This window comes from Xanthomonas fragariae (assembly GCF_900183975.1).
GTDB classification, from domain to species: domain Bacteria; phylum Pseudomonadota; class Gammaproteobacteria; order Xanthomonadales; family Xanthomonadaceae; genus Xanthomonas; species Xanthomonas fragariae.
This window is the reverse complement of sequence record NZ_LT853882.1, coordinates 3898168-3924163: the sequence shown is the minus strand read 5'-3', so window position 1 is coordinate 3924163 and position 25996 is coordinate 3898168. Positions and strand designations below refer to the sequence as shown.

Annotated in this window: 19 protein-coding genes and 1 pseudogene; 14 read left to right on the top strand and 6 right to left on the bottom strand. The window is 65.3% G+C overall.

Annotated features, from left to right (window positions below; all coding sequences use genetic code 11):
- Positions 1-7: 7 nt before the first annotated feature.
- The 7 genes from PD885_RS18170 (at position 8) to fabG (ending at position 6570) form a co-directional block, all read left to right on the top strand.
- Complete coding sequence (locus tag PD885_RS18170; RefSeq protein ID WP_002809656.1) at positions 8-295, top strand: ApeI family dehydratase; 288 nt, start codon at positions 8-10, stop codon at positions 293-295.
- Positions 292-1266 carry a lysophospholipid acyltransferase family protein gene (locus PD885_RS18165; RefSeq protein ID WP_002809659.1) on the top strand — a complete coding sequence of 325 codons (975 nt, stop codon included), beginning with the start codon at positions 292-294 and terminating at the stop codon, positions 1264-1266. Before PD885_RS18170 ends, PD885_RS18165 begins: the two co-directional genes overlap by 4 nt.
- Entirely contained in the window at positions 1190-1837 is a 648-nt protein-coding gene (locus PD885_RS18160; protein WP_002809672.1) for a LolA-related protein, read from the top strand. Before PD885_RS18165 ends, PD885_RS18160 begins: the two co-directional genes overlap by 77 nt.
- A gap of 182 nt (positions 1838-2019) precedes the next feature.
- A complete protein-coding gene (locus tag PD885_RS18155) occupies positions 2020-4386 on the top strand; it encodes an MMPL family transporter (protein WP_088057041.1) in 2367 nt (788 codons plus the stop codon).
- Positions 4373-4810 (top strand): hotdog family protein, encoded by a 438-nt coding sequence (locus PD885_RS18150; RefSeq protein WP_002809677.1) that lies wholly within the window; start codon positions 4373-4375, stop codon positions 4808-4810. Before PD885_RS18155 ends, PD885_RS18150 begins: the two co-directional genes overlap by 14 nt.
- A 130-nt stretch (positions 4811-4940) precedes the next feature.
- Positions 4941-5739, top strand: a protein-coding gene (locus PD885_RS18145) for an IS5 family transposase (protein ID WP_087946428.1) whose coding sequence is annotated in 2 segments (ribosomal slippage) — positions 4941-5212 and positions 5211-5739 — 801 coding nt in all. Because the reading frame shifts where the segments join, the coding sequence is not laid out codon by codon here.
- A 93-nt stretch (positions 5740-5832) separates the two neighbouring features.
- Positions 5833-6570 (top strand): 3-oxoacyl-ACP reductase FabG, encoded by a 738-nt coding sequence (gene fabG / locus PD885_RS18140; protein ID WP_002809682.1) that lies wholly within the window; start codon positions 5833-5835, stop codon positions 6568-6570.
- A 198-nt stretch (positions 6571-6768) separates the two neighbouring features.
- Here the strand turns inward: fabG and PD885_RS18135 are convergent, their stop codons facing one another.
- Genes PD885_RS18135 through PD885_RS18120 form a run of 4 tightly spaced genes read right to left on the bottom strand, consistent with a single transcriptional unit; the run spans position 6769 to position 11175 of the window.
- Positions 6769-8391 (bottom strand): NAD(P)/FAD-dependent oxidoreductase, encoded by a 1623-nt coding sequence (locus PD885_RS18135; protein ID WP_002809685.1) that lies wholly within the window; start codon positions 8389-8391, stop codon positions 6769-6771.
- Complete coding sequence (locus tag PD885_RS18130; RefSeq protein WP_002809688.1) at positions 8388-9209, bottom strand: glycosyltransferase family 2 protein; 822 nt, start codon at positions 9207-9209, stop codon at positions 8388-8390. The genes PD885_RS18135 and PD885_RS18130 overlap by 4 nt, the downstream gene beginning before the upstream one ends.
- Positions 9206-9979, bottom strand: a complete 774-nt coding sequence (locus PD885_RS18125) for a beta-ketoacyl synthase chain length factor (protein WP_002809690.1) — start codon at positions 9977-9979, stop codon at positions 9206-9208. Before PD885_RS18125 ends, PD885_RS18130 begins: the two co-directional genes overlap by 4 nt.
- Positions 9979-11175, bottom strand: a complete 1197-nt coding sequence (locus PD885_RS18120; RefSeq protein ID WP_002809692.1) for a beta-ketoacyl-[acyl-carrier-protein] synthase family protein — start codon at positions 11173-11175, stop codon at positions 9979-9981. Before PD885_RS18120 ends, PD885_RS18125 begins: the two co-directional genes overlap by 1 nt.
- A 216-nt stretch (positions 11176-11391) precedes the next feature.
- On the opposite strand from PD885_RS18120, the gene PD885_RS18115 reads away from it, so the two are divergent.
- From PD885_RS18115 to zwf, 5 genes are all read left to right on the top strand, one after another.
- Complete coding sequence (locus PD885_RS18115) at positions 11392-11652, top strand: YcgL domain-containing protein (RefSeq protein WP_002809695.1); 261 nt, start codon at positions 11392-11394, stop codon at positions 11650-11652.
- Positions 11645-14965: an ankyrin repeat domain-containing protein gene (locus tag PD885_RS18110; RefSeq protein WP_002809697.1), complete on the top strand. Its 3321-nt coding sequence runs from the start codon at positions 11645-11647 to the stop codon at positions 14963-14965. Before PD885_RS18115 ends, PD885_RS18110 begins: the two co-directional genes overlap by 8 nt.
- A 26-nt stretch (positions 14966-14991) precedes the next feature.
- A complete protein-coding gene (locus tag PD885_RS18105) occupies positions 14992-15321 on the top strand; it encodes a low molecular weight protein tyrosine phosphatase family protein (protein ID WP_002809700.1) in 330 nt (109 codons plus the stop codon).
- 63 nt (positions 15322-15384) lie between these two features.
- Complete coding sequence (locus PD885_RS18100; RefSeq protein WP_002809702.1) at positions 15385-17184, top strand: glycoside hydrolase family 15 protein; 1800 nt, start codon at positions 15385-15387, stop codon at positions 17182-17184.
- Positions 17181-19007: a glucose-6-phosphate dehydrogenase gene (gene zwf / locus PD885_RS18095; protein WP_002809704.1), complete on the top strand. Its 1827-nt coding sequence runs from the start codon at positions 17181-17183 to the stop codon at positions 19005-19007. Before PD885_RS18100 ends, zwf begins: the two co-directional genes overlap by 4 nt.
- A 119-nt stretch (positions 19008-19126) precedes the next feature.
- On the opposite strand, the pseudogene PD885_RS18090 reads toward zwf, so the two are convergent.
- Positions 19127-20195, bottom strand: a pseudogene (locus PD885_RS18090) (NAD-binding protein); the annotation flags it as partial.
- A 76-nt stretch (positions 20196-20271) separates the two neighbouring features.
- On the bottom strand, positions 20272-21099 hold the full coding sequence (locus PD885_RS18085; protein ID WP_088057040.1) for a carbonic anhydrase: 828 nt from the start codon (positions 21097-21099) through the stop codon (positions 20272-20274).
- A 600-nt stretch (positions 21100-21699) separates the two neighbouring features.
- Between PD885_RS18085 and mgtE the strand changes: the two genes are divergently transcribed.
- Both mgtE and PD885_RS18075 read left to right on the top strand, forming a co-directional pair.
- Positions 21700-23067 (top strand): magnesium transporter, encoded by a 1368-nt coding sequence (mgtE, locus tag PD885_RS18080; protein WP_088057039.1) that lies wholly within the window; start codon positions 21700-21702, stop codon positions 23065-23067.
- A 159-nt stretch (positions 23068-23226) separates the two neighbouring features.
- Positions 23227-25935, top strand: a complete 2709-nt coding sequence (locus PD885_RS18075; protein WP_002809712.1) for a bifunctional acetate--CoA ligase family protein/GNAT family N-acetyltransferase — start codon at positions 23227-23229, stop codon at positions 25933-25935.
- Positions 25936-25996: the final 61 nt, after the last annotated feature.

Below are 25996 nucleotides of genomic sequence, written 5' to 3'. Positions count from 1 at the left end.
TGCGCTTATGGACTTCGTTGTGCCGCATGATCATCCCTGCCTACCCGGGCATTTTCCCGGTCGCCCCGTGGTGCCTGGCGTGGTTGTGCTCGACCATGTGCTGCAGGCGGTGGAAGCGCTGCATGGTCCACGGGCCGCAGCACGTTTGCCGCAGGTAAAGTTCGTGCAGCCCTTGCTGCCCGGCCAGACCGCCTCGGTGACGCTGGATGGCGATGGCCCGCGTTGGCGTTTCCGCGTGCAACGCGCAGGCGTGTTGCTGGTCAGTGGCGAACTGGTAGCGGAGGCGGCGGCATGAGTAAGCATTGGAAGAAGCGTCCGGAAGGTGGCGGGCGTTTTGCGTTGTGGTTGATTCGCGGCATCGCCCGGCACGCCGGACGGTCGGTGGGACGGGCGCTGCTATACCCGATCACGCTTTACTTTCTGCTGGTGCGTGCGCCCGAGCGCGCCGCGTCGCGCGCCTACCTGACGCGCGTGTTGGGACGCCCGGCCAGGCTGCGCGATGTAGCTCGGCATATCCACACCTTCGCCTCGACGATTCTGGACCGCGTGTACATGCTGCGCGGGCAGATGCAGCGCTTCCGTGTCGACATTACCGGGCTGGATCAACTGCACACGCAGATGGATCGCAGCTGCGGCGTGCTGATCTTCGGCTCGCATCTGGGCAGCTTCGACGCGCTGCGCGTGCTGGCCACCGAACGCCCGGACGTGCAGGTCAAGGTGGTGCTGGACAAGGCGCACAACCGCGCCATGACCGATCTGCTGGGCGCGCTCAATCCGCAGTTGGCCGCCAATATCATCGATGCCGGCATGGATGCCACCTCGATCGTCATGGCGATCAAGGAGGCTACCGACGCCGGTGCGCTGGTCGCGCTGCTGATCGATCGCCCACGCGAGGGCGACCCGGCGCTACCTGCTATGTTCCTCGGCCGTAACGCGATGTTTCCGACCTCGCCATGGCTGATCGCCGCTGCGCTCAAGGTGCCGGTGGTGCTGGCGTTCGGCCTGTATCGCGGCGGCAATCATTACGAACTTGCGTTCGAGACGTTCAGCGAAGGCCTGGACCTACCGCGTCGCCAGCGTGCGCCGGCGCTTGCATTACTCATGCGCGATTACGCCGCCAGGCTGGAACATTACACGCGCTGCGCGCCTTACAACTGGTTCAACTTCTACGATTTCTGGAACACCCACCATGCCGATGTGCCGCACCCTGCCGTGGATGCTGATACTGCTGTTCAGCGCCGCACCGCTATGCGCCGCACCGCCTGAGACGCTGGACGTCGGTCAAGTGCTGCAGGGCTTGGCTCGCCCCGCGCCGGTCAGTACCGAGTTTGTCGAACTGCGTGGGTCTGCTCTGCTGAAGACGCCGCTGCGCGTGCAGGGCCACTACCGTCGCCCGGATGCGCAGACGTTGGTGCGCGAAGTCAGCGCACCGTATCGCGAGACCACCACCTTGAAAGGCGACGAAGGCGTGCTGGAACGCGAAGGCAAAGCGCCGCGGCGCTTTTCGCTGAGCCGCGTGCCCCAATTGGCCGGATTAAAGTCCGGCTTCGGCGCGTTGCTGGTCGGCGACCGCGCGCTGCTGGAACAGCAATACCGCGTCAGTGGACAAGGCCAGCCTGAGGCGTGGCAACTGACGCTGCAGCCCAAGGACGCCGCCGTCGCCAAGCAGGTGCGCGAGTTGCGTCTGTACGGACGCAACGATGAGCTGCGTTGCATCGAAAGCCTGCCTGCCAAGGGCGACGTGCAACGCACGCTGCTGGCCGGCGCGGCACGTGACGCGGCAAGCGTCATCGATGCGGCAGCGCTGACTACGTTGTGCCATGGGTCTGGCGCGTGACGCATTGCGTGTGGGTCTTGCGTGCGCAGTCGGGACACGCTTTTAGCAACAGACAAACGACCGTCCTCGGCAAGAAAGAGGCGCTGGTGCCGTACGCGCCCAGCAGAAGAAAGACGCCTCGGCGGCGCTATCGCGCGCGCGTGGCCGGCCGACACATTCTGCCGTCGTAGCAGGGCTTTGGTATGCCGCTTAAATTGAATGCAAACCGCCGCATCGGGCTGGCGCTGCTGTGGCTGGCACTGCTGGTGGTCGCAGGTTTCTGGTTGAGCCAGACGCTCAGGGTGTCAGGCGACCTTCGCAAATTCATGCCAGCCCCGCGCACGCCTGCGCAAAAACTTCTCATTGAAGAACTTGGCGAAGGCCCTGGTGCGCGGCTGTTGCTGATGTCCTTATCCAATAGTGACCCGGCCACGCTGGCGGAGCAGTCGCAACAATTGCAGCACGCCCTGGCCGCACAGCCGGAGTTGTTCGAGCTGGTGGGCAATGGTGGAAATGCGGGGCTTGATGCGGTTCCCGAGCGCTTGCTGCCGTACCGTTATCTGCTCAGCGACAGCTTCGACAAGACGCCGCTGGATACGCAAACCTTGAAAGCCGCATTGCAATCGCGGGTGCAGGATCTGGGCTCGCCAGCAGCCGCGATGGTGGAGCCGCTGTTGCCGCGCGATCCCACGCTGGAAGTGCTGCATCTTGCAGAAACCTTGCAGCCGGCCGCCGCACCGCAGACGCGCAACGCAGTGTGGTTCGATCGTGCCGGTACCTCGGCCTTGCTGATCGTGCAGACGCGAGCGGCCGGGTTCGACCCCACCGCCCAGCAGCTGGCTTACGACGCCGTACAAGCGGCCTTCGCCAGGGTCAGCAAAGGCAGCAAGACACGACTGACGCTGACCGGCCCAGGCGCATTCGCGGTGGAAATCACCGCGCGCACGCAGGGCGAGGCGCAGTGGATCGGGACGTTGGATACCGTGGGCTTGGTCTTGCTGCTGCTGGTTGCCTACCGCAGCTGGAAGATTCCGGTGCTCGGAGTGTTGCCGCTGGCAAGCGCGGGGCTGGCCGGCTTGGGCGCGGTAGCATTGTTGTTCGATGGTGTGCATGGCATTACCGTGGCGTTCGGGTTCACGCTGATCGGTGTGGTGCAGGATTATCCGATCCACTTGTTCAGTCATCAGCGTCCCGGCCTGGATCCGCGCGACAACGCGCGGCAGCTGTGGCCGACGCTGGCCACCGGCGTGGTCTCCACCTGCATTGCCTACGTCACCTTTCTGTTTTCGGGTGTGGACGGTTTACGGCAGCTGGCGGTGTTCACCATCGCGGGCTTGGCGACTGCTGCGATCACCACACGTTGGATGTTGCCCTCGTTGATCGATCCGGCCCCGCGCGACTATGCCGATTCGCGCATTCTGGCCGCGCTGTGGCGTGGCATTGCGCGTCTGCCGCGGCCGCGTGCCAGTCTGGCGGTGATCGCCGTCATCGGTATTGCTGTGATTGCGTTTGCGCCAGGGCAGTTCTGGCAAAACGATCTGTCGACGTTGACCCCGGTGCCGCCCAAGGCGTTGGCGCAAGACACGCATCTGCGCCAGGAACTGGGCGCGCCGGATGTGCGTTACGTGCTCGCGCTTCCCGCAGCCAATGACGAGGCGGCGCTCCAGGCCAGCGAGCAATTGCGCCCGCGGTTGGATGCGTTGGTGCGCGATAGCGCGCTGACCGGCTACGACATGGCCGCGCGTTATCTGCCCAGTGCCAAGACGCAGCATGCGCGCCAGGCAGCGTTGCCGGATGCCGCGCAAGCGCGCGCGCAAACCGAAAGCGCAGTAGCCGCCACGCCGTTTCGCAGCGATGCGTTTACGCCGTTCCTGCAGGATCTGGACGCCGCAAAGCAGGCTGCGCCGCTACTGCCGAAGGATCTGGCCGGCTCGCCGCTAGCGACGTCGGTGGGTGGGCTGTTGCTGGGGCGCGGCGATCGCAGCACCGCATTGGTCTCGCTGACAGGTCTGCGCGATCCGGCGGTGTTGGCTGCGGCCGTGCAGGGCAGCGGCGCGCAATTGCTGGATCTGAAAGATGCGTCCGAATCGTTGGTTGCCGCTTATCGCGCACGCGTGCTTGGTGCTCTGGTGCTGGCCGCATTGCTGCTGGCGGTGACGGTGGCGATCGCGCTGCGCAGCCCGCGCCGGGTCGTGCGCGTGCTGTTGCCGATGGCGCTGACCACCGTGCTGATCCTGGCGATCCTGCGCGGTACCGGTGTGGAGCTCAATCTGTTCCATCTGGTCGCACTGATTCTGGCGGCCGGGCTGGGGCTGGATTACGCGCTGTTTTTCGATCATGCCGGCGACGATCACGCCGATCAGCTACGCACGCTGCATGCGCTCATGGTGTGCAGCCTGATGACCTTGCTGGTGTTCGCCTTGCTGGCCGCGTCCAGTATTCCGGTGCTGCGCGCGATTGGCAGCACGGTGGCGCTGGGCGTGTTGTTCAATTTCATTCTGGCCCTGCTGGTGTCGCGCGAGCCGGCACTGGAGCGCACCAATAGCGGAGAGACGTATGCGGGGACGTGACGCGATTGCAACACTGATTCCCCACCAGGGCAGCATGTGCCTGTGGGAGGACGTGGCCGAGTGGGATGCGCAGCGCATCGTGCTGCGTAGTCACGCGCATCGCAGCGATATGCATCCGCTACGCGCCGATGGCCGCTTGCGCGCGCTGCATTTGTGCGAATACGGCGCCCAAGCCATGGCCGTGCATGGCGGCTTGCTGGGCCGAAAATCGGACAAGCCGGCGCGCCTCGGCTTGCTGGTGGCGCTGCGTGCAGTAGAGTTGCACGTCGCCTATCTGGACGACCTGCCGGATGCGATCGTGTGCGAGGCACAGGTGTTGATGCAGGGCGAGGACAGCCAGCAATACAGTTTCCGTTTAACGCATCAAGCGCAACTGCTCGGCGAAGGGCGCGCCACGGTGATGTTGGTCGCGGCGCAGGCCTGACTGGTCGTACAGTGATTCCGCAGAAGCTTGCTGGCGCGCGATAAAGCATTACCGTTCCGCCAAGGCTTCGTACGCGAGCGCGCTCTTAGAACCTGTTCACGATCTTTCCTGATTGGTGCAGACTCTGCGGATGCGCCAAAAAACCTATCCGAGCGACATGAGCCGGGAGCGTTTCGAACACATCCTCCCGATCCTGGAACAAGCGCGCAAGCGCACCAAGCCACGCCGAGTGGATATGTATGAGGTGTGGTGCGCAGTGTTGTACGTGCTGCGAACCGGTTGCCAATGGCGAGCGCTACCCAGCGACTTTCCGAAGTGGCGGACCGTGCACGCGTACTTTGCCAAGTGGAGCGAGTGCGACGATGAAGGAGTGAGCCTGCTGGAGCGGGCGCTCAAAAAATCAGGTTGGCGTGGCCCGCCAGAAACAGGAGCGCAACATCTTCAGCAGGTTCTTGATCGTGGACGCGCAGAGCGTCAAGAACACGGACACAGCCGGGCAAAAGGGATATGACGCGGGCAAAAAGGTGTCGGGCATCAAGCGGCATATCGCTGTTGATACCCAGGGGTTGCCCCATGCCATCGCGGTGACGACGGCGGAGGTGACCGACCGCAAAGGTGCGCTGCGGGCGCTGGAGCGCTGTCAGTCAAACTTGACGCATGTACAAAGCCTGCTGTGCGACAGTGGTTACACCGGAGTACCGTTTGCCGAAGGCGTACGAGAGATTCTAGGCGAGCAGCTCACGGTGCAGATTGCCAAGCGCAGCGAACTGCACACCTTCAAGGTCATGCCCAAGCGCTGGATCGTCGAGCGCAGTTTTGCCTGGCTGGAGAAAAACCGAAGGCTGTGGAAGAACTGCGAGCGCAAACTCAACACCAGCTTGCAGTTCATCCATCTGGCCTTCTTGGCGCTTCTACTCAAAAGATCGTGAACAGGCTCTTACGCCGTGTTTCCTCGGTCGGGCCGGAATCGCTAGGATGATGATCTTTCCGCCGTCGTTTCTACGGCTTCCACCGAGGTTTCCATGAGCACATCCGTTCCTCAGCGCCGCGCCCTTGTCACCGGCGGTAGCGGCGATCTTGGCGGTGCGATCTGCCGGCAGCTGGCAGCGCAGGGCCGGCACGTGATCGTGCATGCCAATCGCAATATCGCCCGAGCCGAAGAAGTAGTTGCAGCGATCCTCGCCGACGGCGGTAGCGCAGAAGCGGTGGCGTTCGATGTGGCCGATGCGCAAGCCAGTGCCGCTGCACTGTCCACCTTGCTGGAAGTAGGCCCGATCCAGATCGTGGTCAACAACGCCGGCATCCATGACGATGCGCCGATGGCCGGCATGAGCGCCGAGCAATGGCATCGGGTCATCGATGTGTCGCTGCACGGGTTCTTCAACGTCACTCAGCCGCTGTTGCTGCCGATGGCACGCACGCGCTGGGGCCGTATCGTCAGCGTGTCGTCGGTGGCGGCGGTGCTGGGCAATCGCGGGCAGACCAACTACGCCGCCGCTAAAGCAGCGTTGCACGGCGCCAGCAAATCGCTCTCGCGCGAAATGGCCAGCCGCGGCATTGCGGTGAATGTTGTTGCGCCTGGCGTGATCGAAAGTGAAATGGTGGGCGAAAGTTTTGCGCCCGAAGTAATCAAGCAACTGGTGCCGGCCGGGCGCGTCGGCAAACCCGACGAAGTGGCCGCGCTGGTCGCTTTCCTATGCTCGGAGGCTGCCGGTTACATCAATGGCCAGGTTATCGGCATCAATGGTGGGATGGGTTGAGAGCAGCTATACGCAGGCGTTGTAGAACGCGTGTCGCGTTTGTAACGAAGACGCTAATCCAAGGACGACAATGCGCAGCTGCCATCGCGCAGTGCAAAGCGGTTAGCCGTCAGTCTCATCGAGATCACGATCCGGTCGCGCGGCTTGCATCGCGCGCGACTCGACAAACGAACGGCCGTTGCCAGCGCGTTCGAGTCACTATGCCGCATCGGCATACCAAGTCGCGGTGAGGATCTGGTTGCCGCTGGCGTTGGCGGTTAATGCGTCCAGGCCATGGTCGGGCAGGCCAGGGTGGCGTTGACGTGCCTGCTGCAGGATCTCGCGCGCCAGTACCGCCATCTGCGCGAGGTTGCTGTGGATGCTCGCGGCAAAAGCGTCATCGTCAAGGGTGTCGTTCAACGCGCCATTGAGTTCGTTGAACCAGCCGATCAGATATTGATCGAGCAAGCGTCCGTGGCCGGTGGGCATGCCCTGCGCCGTGTTGTGCACGCCCCAGTCGTGCAGCACGCGTTGCATCGCCAGATTCATGTCGCGCGCGTACAGAAAGTCGGTCTTCATGCGCGCCAGCAAGCTGAGATCGGCAATGCGCCCGCTGCAGAACAGCGGCGCCAGCAGCGACCAATAATAGGTGTAATCCCAGATCACCTTGACCGGCATGACCTGTTCGTCGCCGAACAGTGCGTACTGATCTTGATACAGGGTCAGGGTGCTCTCGTAGAACGAGAAATACAGCTGCTGATACAGCTCGGCATACGGGCTGAGCGATTTACCGGCGCGGTCGCGGCCGATCAGTTCGCAGATGTAGGTATTGGAGATGGCGATGAAGTCGCTGCCGGGCGAATAGAACGGGTCCAAGAACAACCCGGCTTCGCCGGTCAGTGCCCAGCGCTGCGGCGAGAACACCTGCTTGCAGCTGTACGAAAAATTGCGCAGGAACAAAAAATCCTGCAACCGGTAGTCAGCCTTGTCGAGCGTGGCGGCGACCTGCGGCTGATGCGTGCGCAGCCAAGTCATCGCCTTCTCGTGCGTGTTCATCGTCTCCAGCGGATGCACGTCCGCATCGCAGACGATGCCCAGCGAATGCGCACCGGAGGAGAGCGGAATCAGCCAGAACCAATAGCCCGGCCCGCACATGTGATTGGTCGAGCGCCAGCGATCCGGCGGAGTGCAGCGCTGCAGCCAGCTGCTGTCCTGCGACCATCCATTGGGGTCGATCAAACCTTCCAGGCGCCACCACACCGCGTTGGCATGATGGTCATTGTCCTGCGCCAGGCCGAGCTTGCGCTTGAGCAGGCCGGCGCGGCCGCTGGCGTCCACTACCCAACGTGTGCTGAGCGTGCCGGCTGCGCTGTCGCGCTCGTAGCGCACCGCGTGGTCGCTGTCGTCGTCGGACAGATCCACGCCTTTGACGCTGCAGCTATCGACAAAGTTGATCCCTTGCGCGCGGGCGCGTTCGCCCAGAAAATTTTCGAAGCGGCCGCGATCGATCTGCCACGACGGCGTCGGCAGGATCTGGCTGACGCCCAGTTCGGTGCAGCGGTCGATGTCCTGCCGCTTGTCGGAGAAGAAGAAGCGGAAACCGAACTTGCGTATCTGCTCGGTCTCCAGATGCTCGCGCAGGCCCAGCACGTTGGCAAAATAATGCGCGCCGATCTCCACCGTGGATTCGCCCACCTTGAAGGCAGCTTCGCGCACCGGGTGCGCGCATCGTTCCAGCACGGTGATCGCCAGCGCGGGATCGCGTTGCTTCAACTGCAGAGCCAGGCTCAGGCCGGCCAGGCCACCACCGGTAATAACGACATCGGTGCGCTGTACATTCATGTGGGTCGGTTACTCTTGGTGAACGCGGGCACAGTAGCAAATTCGCCATCGGGGTCGTCAATCAGCACCGGGTTGGCGAGCACGCGGCGGTATTCGCGCCAAATATGTCCGTACGTCCAGACATGGACGACCACGTGCGAGGTGATGTTCCACAGATCGCGCACCAGCCGGAAATGGCTCTTGCGAAACGTTCCCGGCGAAGTGCCGGCATAACGGGTTTCGATCGGTACCGCGACCACGCGCGCGCCGGCCTGGCGTGCGGCGGAAATCAATATTTGCGCTTCGAACACGAAGCCTTCGCCGGGCACATTGGGCAAGGTGAACACCGATGCCGGATACAGCCGTTGGCCGCTCTGGCTGTCTACCAATTGGAAGCCGCAGGCCCAGGCGATGCCCCAGTCGCCAAAATCGTTGCCGATGCGGCGGAGGGTGGGCTGGGTGGCGCGCTTGCGCATGCGAGCGCCGACGATTACACAACCGGGGTGACGGTTGGCGGCAGCCAGCAGACGTGGAAAATCGGCCGCCTTGTGTTGGCCATCGCCGTCCATGGTCATCACTGCGCGCATGCCCAGGCGCTGGGCCTGCGTAAAACCGCTACGTAACGCGGCGCCTTTACCCATGCGCTGCGGATGGCGGATCAAGGTGATCGGCAGATCGGCAATGCAATCGGCAGTGCCATCGTCGGAGCCGTCATCGATCACGATCACGTGCGAGCAATAAGTCAGCGCATCGTTGACCACTTCGCGGATGCGCAGCGCCTCATTCAAGGCCGGCACTAAAATCGCGGTGTCCTCGCGGCTCAACGGCAGCCGGCTCATCGCTGGACCTCCACGCGCAGCACGCGGCCTGGGCCGGCGTACAGCGCGACGCTTTCGCCGCTGCCGGCGAGCAGGTTGAACAGTGGCAGCATCGGCGCCATCGCATTGCCGGCGGCATGCCGCGACAACGGTCCATCAGCGGACGACGGCACGCCTTCGTCCAGACGCACCTGCAGCTGTGGTTTGCCGGCCTGAGCCGGCGCGCCCAACACCAGCGCCGCCCCGAGCAGGCCCTGGCTGGGCGCAACCCGGCCCAGCGGCCCGATCGAGCGGGCGTCGTAAGCGGCCAGCAACACCGCGTCCATGCTGGCGGTGAGCTGCACCAGCGCCTCGAGCAGGCCCTGCGCAAAGCTTGCCCGACTGGCGCTGATTGCCGTGGCCGGGGTCATCGCCCCGGTACCGATGGTCCAGTAGCCTGCAGCGGCGTTGTGCACCGAATTGTGGAACTTGGTCGGCGAGATTGCCGTCGGGTCGCTGGCCAGGGTGGTGCACATATAATCAGCGATGGCCAGATCGCCATAGGTGGAGGTGAACACCGACGGCAGGCGTGCAGGCTCGCGGCCGGCAGCGGTGCAGGCCGCCAGCGCGGCTTCCAGCGACACTGCTACCGTGTCTGGCGCACGGCGCCGTTCGTTGGCGGCCAGCAACTGCGGCGCCGGGCGTGCCGAGGTTTCCTGCAGTTCGCCGCCGCGCACGAAGGCGACCGCAGCGTCCCAGGTGGGCAGGCCCTGAGTCCAGAACCCGATCCCTTCGATGGTGGCAGCCAGCATCAGCGTGCCCGCCCGAACAGCAGCGAGCAGTTATTGCCGCCAAAACCAAACGAATTGTTCATTGCGTAATCGATCCGGCAATAAGCGTTGTCGAAACGGATCTGCGGGCCGCAGGCGGGGTCGGGCACCTCACTGTTGAGCGTGCCCGGCAGCACGCCGTCGCGCAGTGCCAGCAGCGCAATCACCGATTCCACAATGCCGGCCGCGCCCAGCGTATGGCCGGCCCAGGCTTTGGTCGAACTGGCGTGAAGGGTGTCGGGGAAAACCGCAGCCACCGCCGCCGCTTCCACGCTGTCGTTGGCCGGCGTGGCGGTGCCGTGCAGATTCAGATAGCCCACCGCTGCAGGCTGCAGACCAGCGCGCTCGAGTGCGCCGCGCATTGCCATTTGCGCGCCCAGGCCTTGCGGATGCGGTGCGGACATATGGTGCGCATCGCTGGATTCACCATAGCCATAAAGCCACAGCGCCGCGTCCGGTGCAGCGGCGGGGCGTTCGAGCAACGCAAAGCCGCCGGCCTCACCCAGGCTTAGGCCGACTCGGCGCGCGTCGAACGGCTGACACGGCTCCTGTGCGACCACCTGTAGTGCGTTGAAGCCGAACAGCACGCTGCCGCACAACGTGTCCACACCGCCGACCAGAGCCGCGTCGACGACTCCGGCGTCGATCAGCCTCGCGGCCTGGGCAAACACCTTGGCGCTGGACGAGCACGCCGTGGCCACGGTCACGCACGGGCCGCCCAGGCCGTTGGCGTGCTGCACGAAGTCGCCCAGCGAATGCGGGGTGTGCACGATCAGGCGATCCAGATCGTCCGGAAAACGTGCGCCGTCGGCATCTTCGATCAAGCGCGTATACGCCTCTTCGCTGGCGCCGACGCTGGAGGTCGAGGTGCCCATGAGCACCGCCACGCGCGCAGCACCGTAGCGCTGCGCTGCGGCCTGCACCGCAGCGGCCAGGCCATCCTGCTGCAGGGCCAGCCAGGCCAGGCGATTGTTGCGGCAGTCCCAGCCTTGCAAGGCATCGGGCAGCACGACGTCTTCCACGCCGTCGACGCGTCCGATCCAGCAGTGCAGCGGTTGCGGGCCGAAATCGTTGCGACGCAGGCCACTGCGGCGGGCAGTCAGCGCGGCCACCTGGGCGGCGAGCCCGGCGCCGAGCGCTGTGGTGGAAGTGAACGCGGTGACGGCGACCGGGGCCATCTGGGACGAATGCTGCGCTTGGCTCACGATGGTCTGGCTGGCAAAAAGTGCTCTCAGTATATCGACGGCGTGTCCGTCTCCCGTGGATGGCGCAACTGAACGTGACGGTCATGTCGCTGACGCGGCTGGGATTTTCGCGCGTGCCGCGCTTTCGCCGTCGGCGCAATTGGGACACAATCCTGCGACACACCTTCCTTCGAGCGCGACCACGCGCGCATGCACGCCTACGTTTATAAAAGCCAACGCAAGCAGGACACCTTCGTCTATCTCGCCACGCGTGACGACTTCTCCGGTCTTCCCGACGCTGTGCGCGCGCAGCTGTCGCCGTTCGCGTTCGTGCTGGAGGTGGCGCTGACGCCGGAGCGCCGTCTGGCGCAGGCCGACGTGGCAACGGTGCGCGAGGCGCTGAGCAAGCACGGCTTCTACCTGCAACTGCCCAAGACGGTGGTACTGGCGGGCGAGTGCGACTATGACTGAGCCGCAGCGTACCGCGCGGTGGCGGGCCGCAGCGCTGGCCGGCGTGGCAGGTGCGGCGTTGTGCTTGCTCGGTGGCATCGGAGGCAGCGTTGCTGCCGTCACGTTGTGGCTGGCGCAACCGGCTTTCGCGCTGGCGGCTTCGTGGGCACGCGGAACGCGCGCACTGCCGACACAGGCGCGTGCAATTGCGCAGTCACTGCCGCCGTTGCTGACGATCTGGGGAGTAGGCCTGTTGGCTCTGGCTGCCTTGATCAGTTGGCCGCTGACCGCCCTGCGCGATAGCGGCAGTCTGGCCGCCGCGTTGGCCTTGAGCGTGGCGGTCAGCGCCGCCTTGCTTGGGCTGTGGCGGACCTGGCCGCTATGGGGCGAGGTCGAACGCGATGGTGGTGCCCTGGCGCCGCGTTGGCACGCGCTGGCCACGCAGCAATTGCATGCCTGGCGCGGCCTGCTGGCGGCCGCGCTGGTGCTGGCAATGTGTACGCTGGCCGTGGCGCTGGCCTGGCCGGGCTGGTTGTCTGGCGGCCTGCGTTGGGGCTTGACGATTGCCGCCAGCGTGCTGCTGCCGGTTGCGCATCTGCTGCTGCAACGCACCGCCGCACCGGCGCGCAGCGATGCGCCGGCCGCGTTGCGCGCCGCCGATTTTTTCTCCGAAGCCGCTGCCGAACCGCGCCCACTGGAGCCGGTTGCCCAGCATCAGCTGGTGCCCGAATTGTTCGAAGCCGCCCGCAGCGGCCGCGTTGATCGTGCGCTGCAGTTGCTGGAGGCCGGTGCCGACCCGCAGGCAATGCCGCTGCCGGAGTGGCGCGATCAACGCAGCCTGCCCGCACTGGCGGCAGTGCTGCCGGATCTGCGCCTGCTGCGCGCGTTGATCGTGCGCCGCGTCGACGTCAACCAACCGCATCGCGGCATGACCCCATTGCTGGCCGCCACACGCGACAGCTGGCATGGCCGCCCGGATGCGGTAATGACGTTGTTGGCCAACGGTGCCGACCCGCGCGCCACCGACAATGACGGCAACACCCCATTGCATCACGCGGTGCGCAGTTCCGACCCAGGCGTGGCCGCGCTGTTGCGCGATGCCGCCGCCGAACTCGACGCGCTCAATAACGAAGGCCACTCGCCCCTGGCGATGGCTTGTCAGGTCGGCAACTGGCGTCTGGCCAAGTTTCTGCTGGAACGCAGTGCACACTCCGAACCGGAAGGCGGCGCACCAGTGCTGCTGGCCGCGGCCGGCACCGAAGAAGACGACCCGGCCGGCGTGCACTTGCTGCTCAAGCACAAGGCGCGCGTGGATGCGCGCGACAGTCAGCGCCGCAGTGCCTTGCACGAAGCTGCATTGGCCGGGCACGGCGATATTGTCGAAGCGTTGTTATCGGCCGGCGCCAATCTGGAAGCGCGCGACCTGCTCGGTCGTACCCCGTGGCTGGACGCGGCGCGGCAGGCGCGCAGCGCGGTGCTCGAATGCCTGGTCGCACGCAAGGCCGATGTGTTGGCCATCGATGGCGACGGCCGCAATGCCGTGATGCTGGCCTGCGCCGCCGACAGCGTGTCGCCGGCATTGATCCGGCGCCTGCTAGATCTGCAGGTGCCCGCCGACAGCGCCGATGTGCACGGCCGTCGCGCCGTGGATGTGGCCGCCGAAGCCGGGCGCTGGGCGATCGTGCAATTGCTCGACCCCAGCTACCCACTGCCGGCTGCGGTAAGCGACGTGCAAGGCGATACCCCGGGGAGTGCCGCGCTGCCCGATCGTCCGCCACTGGTGCTGCTGCGTGAAGGTCTGCAGTTCGGGCAACGCGATGGGTTGGTCGCGCTGGCCCGGCTTTGCGGCCCGGAAGAACTCGGCGGCCTGCTGCACGACGCGCATCTGGCCTCGAACGCCGAAGCGGTCGACTGGCTGCTGCGCCACGGCGCCGATGCCGAAGTGCGCGATGCCTGCGGTGATGTCCCGATGTTTGCGTTGCTCTCACGTGGCGTGGAGGCGGTGCCGGCATTGCAGGCGCTGCTGCATCATGGCGTGTCACCGGCTGGCGCAGGCGGTTTGACGCGTTTGCTCAGCGCCTGCGTGCAGCACGATGCGGCATCGCGCGGGCTGGAACAGTTCGCGCTGGAATTGCTCGAACGCGGCGCCGACCCGTTCGCCCCCTCGGCGGCCGGGGATCCGCCGTTGTCGCTTGCGGTGCGTCTGGGCTGGCTGAGCCTGCAGCAGTGGTTGCTGGAACATGGCGTGGACCGCGAAGCACGCGACAGCCACGGCATGACTGCACTGCATCTGGCCACCGCGCTAGGCCGTGAAGCCTCGCTGAAATTGCTGGTCAAGCAAGGCGCCTCGCCGGAAGCGCGCGCTGCCGATGGGCAGACCCCGCTGGGTGTTGCGCTGTCGATCGGTCGTCGCGATCTGGCCGATTGGCTGGATTGGCGCATCTGGTCGCTGCCGCGCCGCACATTGCGCGAAGCGGACGTGCCGGCCGCAGCGATGACCGGCGACACCGATGCGGTGCGTCGCCTGATCGACCTCGGCCTGCCGGTCGATTCCGTCGACGCACAAGGCTGCACTGCGTTGCTGCGTGCCGCCGGTGGCGGTCATCTGAGCGTGGTCGCGCAGTTGCTCGGCCGCGGCGCCGATCCGCAACGCGCCGCCAATAGTGGCGCCACGCCGTTGTCGGCGGCGGTGAGCATGCGCCAGACCGAGATCGTGGCCGCCTTGCTGCAAGCCGGTGCGCGGATCGAACACCGCCTGCCCGACGGCGTCACCGTGCTGATGCTGGCCTGCGCGCTGGGCCTGCCGGACATCGTGGCGCGCCTGCTCACCGCCGCGGCCGATCTGCACGCCAACGACGACCAGGGTCTGGCGCCACTGCATTGCGCCGCGCTGTACGGTTTCGCCGCGCGCGACAAGAGCCGCCTGCTGGCGTTGCTGGACACCTTGCTGCTGGCCGGCGCCGACCCGGACTACCTGGCCGGCGGCCGGGTCAGCCCGTTGCTGTTGTTGCTGGGCGCGCGTGCCGAACCGGGCACCGCCTGCGACGAACACGTGGTGCTGGCCGGCGTCGAACGCCTGCTCGACGAAGACGTCTCGCTGGAGGTGGCCGATCAACGCGGCTTCGGTCCGTTGCATCTGGCCGCACTGCATGGCCTGCCGTTGCTGGTGCAGCGCCTGCTGCGCGCCGGCGCCGATGCCGATCGCCGTGACGCGCTCAACCGCACCCCGCGCGAGATCGCGATCATGCGCGGCTTCATCGATGTGGCCGGGCAGTTCGAACCTGCGTTGCCGGGCGTCTCCTCGATGGCGCGCTTCCTGCGCGAAGGCCGCTGAGCCAGCGCAGCAGTCAACCGCTGCGGGTGCTGTTCGTGTGCAGCCGCAATCGCTTGCGCAGCCCCACCGCCGAACGCATGTTCGCCGACTGGCCCGGCGTGCAGACCCAATCGGCCGGGCTGGCCGCAGATGCCGAGGTGCAGGTCACCCCGGAACTGTTACACGAAGCAGACCTGGTGCTGGCGATGGAACGCCGCCATCTGCAATTGCTGCGCAAACGCTTCGCCGCGCATCTGCGCCATTGCCGGGTGATCTGCCTGCAGATTTCCGACGACTATCTCTATATGGATCCGGCACTGATACGCCGCCTGGAACACACGGTGCCACCACTGCTGCGCTTGCCGGCGCATTCGTAACTTGATCCCGACACCGCGCATGTAAAACTGCGCATTCTTTCGCCGGAAGGAAGCGCCCATCCAATGAGCGTGCGTATCGAGGACCACGCCATGCTGGGCAATTGCCACAGTGCGGCCCTGGTCGATCACTGCGGCACCATCGACTGGCTGTGTCTGCCACGGTTCGATTCCGATGCCGTCTTCGCAGCGTTGCTGGGCGATGAGCAACACGGCCAATGGGCGCTGGCGCCTGCCGCCGACTTCCGTAGCGAACGCGCCTACGAAGACGATAGTCTGGTTCTGCGTACGCGGCTAACCACCGACAGTGGCACGGTGGAACTGGTCGACTTCATGGTCGCCAGCGAAAACGGCGATATCCATCAGCATCTGGTGCGTATCGTGCGCTGCGTGCAAGGCCAGGTGCCGATGCACATGCGCCTGACCTTCCGTTTCAATTACGGCCGCACGGTACCGTGGGTCACGCGCATCGTCGATGGCATTCGCGCCATCGCCGGCCCCGACCAACTTGCCCTGCGCACGCCGCAGACCCTGCACGGCGAAGACATGGGTACCGAAGCCGACTTCACCCTGCGCGAAGGCGAAAGTACCTGGTTCCTGCTCAGCCATGGCGCCTCGCACCAACCCACGCCGCCGCTGATCGATGCCGAGCAGGCCCTGCAACGCACCACCGCGTTCTGGCATGGCTGGGCACGCCGGTGTACCGATGTTGGCCCGTGGACCAAGCAGGTGCGGCGTTCGTTGGTGGTGTTGAAGGGGCTGAGCTATCTGCCCACCGGCGGCATTGTCGCCGCGCCAACCGCCTCGTTGCCCGAGCATCTGGGCGGCACCCGCAATTGGGATTACCGCTACTGCTGGCTGCGCGATTCGGTCTTCACGCTGATCGCGCTGCTGCAGGCCGGCTATCGCGACGAAGCTGCGGCGTTTCGCGACTGGGTCCAGCGCACCATTGCCGGCTCCCCGGACCAGTTGCAGGCGCTGTACGGCATCGGCGGCGAACGCCGGCTGCAGGAATGGCAGGCGCATTGGCTGCCCGGCTATGAAAACTCCGGCCCGGTGCGCATCGGCAACGGTGCGGTGGACCAGTTCCAGCTCGATGTCTATGGCGAGTTGATCGGCGCCTTTCATTACGCACGCGAAAAAGGCGTGGGGCCGCCAGCCGACGACGATGGCTCGTCCGCCTCGTTGCTGGAAAAGATTCTGGATACGCTCGAAACGCTGTGGCGCGAAACTGATGAAGGCATCTGGGAAATTCGCGACGAGCGGCGTCATTTCGTGCATTCCAAGGTGATGGCCTGGTTGGCTTTCAATTGCGGCGCGCGCGACGGCATCACCAATGCCGACGCCGCAAAGCGTGCGCACTGGGGCCGGATCGCCGATGAGATCCACGCCGAAGTGCTGGAAAAAGGCGTGCATCCCGATGGCCACTTCGTGCAGAGCTATGGCTCCGATCGTCTGGATGCCTCGCTCCTGCTGATCCCGGTCGTAGGCTTTTTGCCGCCGGAGGATCCGCGTATCGCCGCGACCGCCGATGCAATCGCGCGCGACCTGACCATCGATGGATTGGTCGAACGCTATCGCGCCGACGACAGCGCCGATGGCCTGCCGGCTGGCGAGGGCACTTTCCTGGCCTGCAGTTTCTGGCTGGTGGACAACTATGCGCTGCTCGGGCGAACCGAGCAGGCACGCGTACTGCTCGAGCGTCTGCTCGGGTTGTGCAACGACGTGGGTCTGCTCGCCGAAGAGTACGACCCACGCAGCAAACGCATGCTCGGCAACTTCCCGCAAGGGTATTCCCACGTGGCCCTGGTCAATGCGGCATTACGCCTGCACGGACGCATGGGCGAAAAGGAAACACATCCATGAATGAGCAAGAGACCACACCGCCGTGCATCATCGTGGTGTTCGGCGCACGCGGCGACCTGACCAAGCGCTTGGTGATGCCGGCGTTGTACAACTTGCGTCGTGCCGGCGCGTTGGGCGAACCGTTCGCCATCGTCGGCATGGACCACGGCGACATCAGCGAACGCGCGTGGCGGACCAACATGGGGCAGTCGATGACCGAACTGCTCGGCAGCCGCGATGCCGAATTCCAGACCGATGAATTCGATACCGACACCTGGGACTGGCTACGCGAGCGCATGCATTATCTGCGCGGCGATTTCACCGACCTGGGTGCATATCAGGCGCTGGATGGTGTGCTGGAGAAACTGCACAAGCGCTACGGCACCCAGGGCAATGTGCTGTTCTATCTCGCAACGGCGGCGCGTTTCTTCGAGCCGGTGCTGCTCAATCTGGGCGAAGCCGGGCTGGTCAAACAACGCGAAGGCGAAGGCTGGCGTCGGGTGATCGTGGAAAAACCCTTTGGCCACGATCTGCCCAGCGCCAAGCATCTCAATGCCACCGTCGCCAAGGTGCTGCACGAAAATCAGGTGTTCCGCATCGACCATTTCCTCGGCAAGGAAACCGTGCAGAACATCCTGGCGTTCCGCTTCGCCAACGGCTTGTTCGAGCCGGTGTGGAATCGCGATCGCATCGACCATGTGCAGATCACCGCCGCCGAAACCATCGGCGTGGAAGGCCGTGGACGGTTCTACGATCCCACCGGTTGCCTGCGCGACATGGTGCCCAACCATCTGTTCCAGTTGCTGGCGATGATTGCGATGGAACCGCCGGCGGCATTCACCACCGAAGCGATGCATCGCCGCCGCGCCGAAGTGATCGAAGCGGTGCGCCCGATCAAGCCCGAAGACGTGGTGCGTGGGCAATATGCCTCCGGCGCGGTGAGCCGCAACGCGGTGCCGGGTTATCGCGAAGAAGACACGGTGCCGGAGGATTCGGAAACCGAAACCTATGTGGCGATGAAACTGCAGGTCGACACCTGGCGGTGGGCCGGCGTGCCGTTCTATTTGCGCACCGGCAAGCGCCTGCGCGAGCGCACCACCGAGATCGCGATCCGCTTCAAGCCGGCGCCGCTGGCGCCGTTCCGCAGTACCGAAGTGGGCGGTTACGGCCCCGACTGGCTGGTGCTGCATATCCAGCCTGATGAAGGCATTTCGCTGCAGTTCGACGTCAAGCGCCCGGGCGCGCAGGTCGCGCTGGCGCCGGTGCGCATGGACTTCCGCTACCGCGACTGGTTTCCCAAGGAATACGCCGTGGGCTACGAGCGCCTGCTGCAGGACTGCATGAAGGGCGAAGCCGGCCTGTTCCAGGACGCGGCGATGGTGGAAGGCGCCTGGCGCATCGTGCAACCGATCCTGGATGCCTGGAAACAACCGCCGAGCGATTTCCCCAATTACGCCGCCGGCAGCGCCGGCCCCTCGGCCGCCGATGCCTTGCTGGCGATGAACGGCGGACATGCCTGGCGTGCATTGACGCCTGGTCGCAAACCGCCGCCGCGCCGCCCGCCGGAAGCACGCGGCAGCGCCGCAACGCCGATCAAGAAAGCCAGTAAGAAGACTGCAAAAAAAGCGAGCAAGGCGGCAGCCAAGCGCGCATCGGTCGCTGCAGCAAAACCGTCGCAAGGCGCGACTGCGTCGTCGGGCAGTGCCGTAAAGAAAGCAGTGACCAAACGTGCAAGCAAAAAGGTCGCAAAGGCCGCTGCGAAAACCGTCGGCAAAGCTGCGGCCGACAAAAGCGCGGTGAAGAAGTCGGCCAGCAAGACCGCAGCGCACACAACGCGTCGCTGAGGGATGCGCGCGACATGCAGCCGTTGCGGCTGCAGGAAACCCGCGTAGGAGTGTTCCTGCGCGCGACGTGGCTTTATCGGTAAAGCTTCATCGCGCGCAGGCACGCTCCTACGAACGGCTCAGCGATCTTGCGTGGTTGATGCGGGTTCCACCTCCACATCGGCCTTGACGTCGGCTTCGAACAGATTCATCAGGTCGGCACGCGCGTCGCGTGAGGTCTGGATCACCTTGGCGTCGTCGTCGTAGACCAGATGCTGGCAGCGCAGCAGGTCTTCGTCGTGCTGGCGGAAGCGTTTGACGTGATCCTGCGCGAGCGCTTCGCCCAGGCCGAGCGAGGTCAGCACGCGTTCGCCCAGTTCCAGGCTGGAGGCGAACACTTCGCGGAAGGGTTCGGCGCCCAGGTCCATCAGTTTCCAGGCGTGCTGGCGGTTGCGTGCGCGCGCCAGCACGGTGGCATTCGGATACAGGCGGCGGATCAGTCGCACCGTCTTGATGTTGGTCTCCGGGTCGTCCACCGCGATCACGAACACCTTGATGCGGTCGGCATCGGCGGCGCGCAGTAACTCGGGGCGTGTCGGGTCGCCGTAATAGAGCTGGCTGCCGAACCGGCGCAGGTCTTCCATGGTGTCCGGGTTGTGTTCCAGCGCCACGAACGGCACGTGCCGCGCGGTGAGCAGGCGTGCCACGACCTGGCCAAAGCGGCCCATGCCGGCGACCAGCACCTTGGGCGTCTGCGCGTCGATGGTGTCGAACGGGCGATCGGACTTGGGCGCATGCACGCGCAGCGGCCCGTTGAGGATGCGTTGCATGCCGAGCAACAACAGCGGCGTGAGCGCCATCGAGACGTCGACGATCGCCACCAGGCGGTCGTGATTGGCCGGCTCCAGCAAGCCGACCCGGTCGGCCTCGTTGAACACCACGAAGGCGAATTCGCCGCCCAGCCACAACACGCTACCCAGCATTAGGCTGCCACGCAGTGGCAGCTTGGCCAGGCTGCCGATCCCGACCAGCAGCGCGTTAGGCCAGCAGTTGCAGGCCCACTGCGGTGGACGACAGCGCCAGTGCAAGGCTGATGATCAGCGCGCTTTTCCAGCCCAGATCGCCCGCCCTCAGCAAGCTGCCCAGGATCACCGCAGTCACCACCACCTGGGTAGCGCCAGCGCCGAACACCGAATGGCGCATCACCTTAGATACCGGCGTAACGTGCGCGCTTGTGTGGCAACCGCGCCGTGTGCAGTGAGCTGTAAACGGTCGGATCAAACAATCATCTGCTTTTGAGCAGAAAGCGGCGATCCAGCGGCTGCAGCGGGCGGGCGTTGAATGAATAGATGCGTTCAAATGCGTTGATCTGCGCCTCCGACACCTGCACCGGTTGAGTGAGCACCACCCAGTCCACCGTCTCGCTGCAAGGCGGCGTGGTCAACGATCCTTCGTAGCGATAGAAGCTGCGCTGATTCTTGGGCGGAAGAAAATCACTGGCGCGTATCAAGGCGTTGGCGACCAGTTGCGTGTGATTCTTGTCTTTCGGCATGGCGTCCAACACACGCTGGAAGGCGGGATTGGCGGTGCCGGTTTCAAAGAAGATTGCCAGCACGCCCAGCGTTCCGTCCGGGCTCTGGTGCACGATATGCGCCTCCATCGGGAAACGCCGGCCGTTCAACAAGTGCTCGCTTGGATGATGGAAATGCAGTTGCAATGCCTCGTAGTGTTTGCCGCCGGTCCACATCCTGCCGCCGTCATGCAGATCCAGTTGGATGGAGTGGCCGGTGTTGCGCACCGCTAGCGGCACGGCGGCGTAATCCAGCAACAAGCTGCCCAGATCGGCGTCGATGGCGTCTTTCAAATCGATGGGACTGTTCTGCTGGCCGTTGCCGCACAGCACGTTTTCTTTTGCCAGTTTTGACCAGTGCTCGGCGCCTTCCGGACCGGTGTAGCCCCACTCGTGCGCTGTGTGTGGTGCGGTTTCATGCGACTCCACAGGCGTACTGTCGGGAAGCCTGGCCTGCGCCATGCCAATCGCGCTCCAGCCAGCGGCCACGCACAGGCACACCGGGCTGATGCGACGTAACAGAAAAGACCTGGAAGACCACATGGATAACTCCTGAGGAGCAGCGATGCGACGTGGATGCGATGGCCGACGCAATGGCAGCGGGCAACGTGATGTAGGGGGTGCAGGGAAGCGGATCGTAGCAAGGAGCCGTGGCCGTCATTACAGTCTGGTCACGCACGGCGCGCCTTGTCCGTGTCGGTGCACCAGTCGCCGCGTGCCCGGATGTCAGACAGCACCGGCATTGCCGGTGACCAGGCGACGTATGGCGATCGCCTCAGGGTGTCGCGCGCCGTCAGCATGATCGCTGCAGGCCAATTCAGCAGTGGGACTGAGATGGCTCCAGTCCACGGCGACTGCCTGATCGTTGGCAGCCGGCGCCCGCGAGGCCATCGCGGTCTGCCGGATCGGCTTCCTGGAAGCCCACTTAAGCGGCGATCGCATAGGGCATTGACCAAGCCGACTGAGGCGCGCAGACTGCGCCGCGCCGCCGCCCGGATCACCGGTCGGTACGCACTTCACCGGAGCCCTTTCTCATGTCCAGCGACAGTCACCCTAGACCCGGGTCGATGACCCAACTGACGCGCGCCTGAGGCTTGAGGTTCGCCAGCTGTCATCGACGACGGTCGTCACCAGGCGAACCCCATGTACAACGAGACCCTGCGCCTTACCCAAGGCGTCGATGCACTGACCGCACCCCTGGCCGAGCTCAACACGGCCGATGCGGTGGAATATCTCAACACCCTCGACCGCGACGACGCAGCGCAGGTGCTGGCCGCGTTGCCGCAGCCGCGTGCGGTGAAGTTGCTCGAACAACCCGAGCTGCACGATGCCAGTGGCCTGGTCGCGCAACTGCCGGCCGAGCAGGCCGCGTTCCTGCTCGGGCAGATGGCCGACGACCGTGCCACCGACATTTTCCATGGCCTGGATGCCGACCAGCGCCAGCCGTTGCTGTGGCTGCTCAGTGCCGAGGCGCGGCTGTCGATCCAGGCGCTGATGCGCTACCCGCCCAATACCGCCGGCGCGCTGATGACCACTGAGTTCGTGGCGGTGCCGGCCGACTGGACGGTGGGCCGCACCCTGCAGCACATCCGCGAGGTGGAGCGCAGCCGCGAGACGGTATATGCCATCTATCTGCTCGATCCGCACACCCGCGTGCTCAACCAAATGGTGACCATGCGCCGGCTGATTACCGGTGCGCCAGAGGCGTCGATCCTGGACGTGGCACAGGTCAATCCGCCAGTCACGGTGAACCCGGCGCTGGACCAGGAAGAAGTCGCACGGCTGATCCGTCGCCACGACCTGCTTGCCATCCCGGTGGTGGATGCGCATGGCCACATGCTCGGCATCGTCACCGTGGACGATGTGCTCGACGCATTGATCGCCGAATCCACCGAGGACGTGCACAAGTTCGGCGGCATGGAAGCGCTGGACAAGCCCTACATGCAAATTGGCTTCGGCCAGATGATCAAGAAGCGCGCCGGCTGGCTGAGCGTGCTGTTCCTGGGCGAAATGCTCACCGCCAGCGCGATGCAGCACTTCGAAGACGAGCTCTCCAAGGCGGTGGTGCTGACCTTGTTCATTCCGCTGATCATGAGCTCGGGTGGCAACTCCGGCTCGCAGGCCACCTCGCTGCTGATCCGTTCGCTGGCACTTCGCGAGTTACGCCTGGGCGACTGGTGGAAAGTGGCGCTGCGCGAGCTGCCGACCGGGCTCACCCTGGGCACCATTCTCGGCGTTCTGGCGATCGTGCGCATCACCATCTGGCAGACTGCCGGCCTGTACGACTACGGCCCGCACTGGCAGATGGTGGCGTTGACCATCGGCGCAGCGCTGATCGGCATCGTCACCTTCGGTTCGCTGTCCGGCTCGATGCTGCCGTTCGTGCTGCAACGCTTCGGCTTCGACCCGGCCAGTGCCTCCGCGCCGTTCGTTGCCACCTTGGTCGACGTCACCGGACTGGTGATTTATTTCAGTATCGCTGCCGCGATCCTCAGCGGCACGTTGTTGTAGCACCGGTCGGATCTCAGCGCACCGCCGCGCCGCCTTCAGGCGCCGCTGCATGCCCGGCGCATGCAGCGGCTAACTCGGCACGCACCGCACGCGACACATCCACGCCGCCGCACACCAGTGCGTGTACCGTAATGCGATGGCATTCGCGTCCCCCGTCCAATGAGTACGTACCACCTGCAGCAGGTCTTTCGTCCCGACACCGTGGCGGTGGTGGGTGGCAGTCCGCGCGATCGCTCGGCCGGGCGCGCGGTGGTGCGTAATCTGCGGGCGGCCGGGTTTCCCGGGCAGATCGGTTGGGTGAGCCCGCGTTATAGCGAGATCGACGGCGTGCGCACGGTGGCGCGGTTGACCGATCTGGCCTGGGTGCCGGATCTTGTGGTGATCACCGCCCCGGCGCGGATCGTGCCGCGCATCGTCTCCATCGCGGCGCGGCGCGGGGTCGCGGTGGCGATTATCCTGACCGCGGGACTGGGCAGCGGCACGGGCTCGCCGGCCGCGCGGATGGAAGCGGCGGCGCGCGCCAAGGGCATGCGCATCCTTGGCCCGCACTGCCTGGGCGTGATCGCCCCGCACGCACGGCTCAACGCCAGCATCGCCGCGCATTGCCCGCAGGCCGGCGATCTGGCACTGATTTCCGAATCCAGCGCGATTGCCGCCGCGCTGGTGGAGTGGGGCGTGGCGCGCTCGGTCGGGTTTTCGGCGGTGGTGTCGCTGGGCGATACGCTGGATGTCGACTTTGGCGATCTGCTCGACTACTTCGCCACCGACTACCGCACCCGCGCGATCCTGCTTTACGTCGAGCGCATCGGCGATGCGCGCAAGTTCATGTCGGCCGCACGCGCCGCCGCGCGCGCCAAACCGGTGGTGGTGGTCAAATCCGGCCGCCAGTTCCGCATCAATCCCGATGCCGACACCCATGCGCAGGCCCTGGCTGGCTGGGATGCGGTGTATGGCGCAGCGTTCGCGCGTGCCGGGCTGTTGCGGGTAGGCGCGTTGGACGAATTGTTTGCCGCGGCCGAGACACTGGGCCGGCTCGGCAGTTTTCCGGGCCGGCGGCTGGCCATTCTCAGCAATGGCGGCGGGGTGGGGCACCTGGCGGTGGATCAGCTGGTGTTGCGCGGCGGCACCCTGGCCGAGTTGTCGGCCAAGACCCTAGAGCGGCTGGATCAATCGTTGCCGCAAGGCTGGTCGCGCAGCAATCCAGTGGACATCATTGTCGATGCCGACGGGCCGCGGTACGCCGCAGCGATCGAAGCCTTGCTGGACGACCCGGAGAACGACGCGCTGCTGGTGGTCAACGTGCCGACTGCGTTTACCTCCTCGGCCGATGCGGCCAAGGCGCTGACCCGCGCGCTGGACCAGCGCAGCCGCTGTCAGCGCGAAAAACCGGTGTTTGCGGTGTGGTTGGGCCAGGACGATCAGGCGATTGCCGCGCTCAATGCCGCGCGCGTGCCCACTTATGCCACCGAATCGGATGCGGTGCGCGGCTTCACCCATCTGGTGCGCTATCGCGAAGCGCAGGCGGCGTTGATGGAAACGCCGCCCAGCCTGCCGCAAGATTTTGTGGTGGATGCCGGCATCGCCCGTGCAGTGGTCGATGAAGCCCTTACCGCAGGCCGGCGTTGGCTGGATCCGGTCGCCACCAACCGGTTGCTGGCCGCCTACGGCATTCCGATCGTGCCCTTGCAAGTCGCCGCCACCGCCAACGAGGCCGCCTTGCTGGCCGACCCGCTGCTGGCCATCGGCCGCACGGTGACCTTGAAAGTTCTGCCCAGCGACAGCGCGCACACGTCCGATGTCGATGGCGTGCGCTTGAACCTGTCCAGCGTAGCGGCGGTGCGCGAAGCAGCAACCGGCCTCCTGGCGCGTTCACGTGCCGGGCACGCCGACACCATCATCGAAGCGGTGATCGTGCAGCCCACCGTGGTGCGGCCCAAGGCGCGCGAATTGATTGCTGGCATCGCCGACGACCCGGTGTTCGGCCCCGCGATCGTGTTCGGGCGCGGCGGCACCGCCGTGGAAGTCATCAACGATCGCGAACTGGCATTACCGCCGCTGGACCTGCGCCTGGCCCACGAGTTGATCGGCCGCACCCGCGTCTCGCGCATCCTCAAGGCCTACCGCGATGTGCCGGCGGCCGATGAGCGCGCGGTGGCCTTGGTGCTGGTCAAGCTGGCGCAGCTGGCCGCCGACATCCCCGAAATCACCGAGTTGGACATCAACCCGCTGCTGGCCGACCACGATGGGGTGATCGCGCTGGGCGCACGCGTGGCGGTGGCACCGGCGCGCAAACTGCATAAAGGCCGTGGCCATCCGCGCTTTGCGATCTTTCCGTATCCCAAGGAATGGGAACGCCAGATCGGGCTGGGCGATGGCACGCACGCGCTGGTGCGCCCGGTGCGCCCCGAGGACGACGCGTTGTTCCGCGCGTTCTTCGCGCGGGTCACCGATGAAGACATGCGGCTGCGCTTCTTCCAGTCCGTCAAGCATTTCAGCCACGAATTCATCGCGCGGCTGACCCAGCTGGACTACGCGCGTTCGATCGCGCTGGTGGCCATCGACCCCAAGAGCGGCGACATGCTCGGCGCGGTGCGTCTGCATGCCGATGCCGATTACCAGCGTGGCGAGTACGGCATTTTGATCCGTTCCGACCTCAAGGGCCACGGTATCGGCTGGCAACTGATGCGCATCATGATCGAGTACGCGCGCTGGCTGGGCCTCAAACAGATCGAAGGCCAGGTGCTGCGCGAGAACCGCACCATGCTGGTGATGTGCCAGAGCCTGGGCTTTGGCGCACGCCCGGATCCGGACGATGCGACCCTGATGGCGGTGACACTCACTATAATGAGTGAGTTGCGCCCGGCCTGACGTTGCGTCACGCCGCGGTTTTCCATCCTCCACCGCACGCCGGACTGCCAGGCATCCTCCG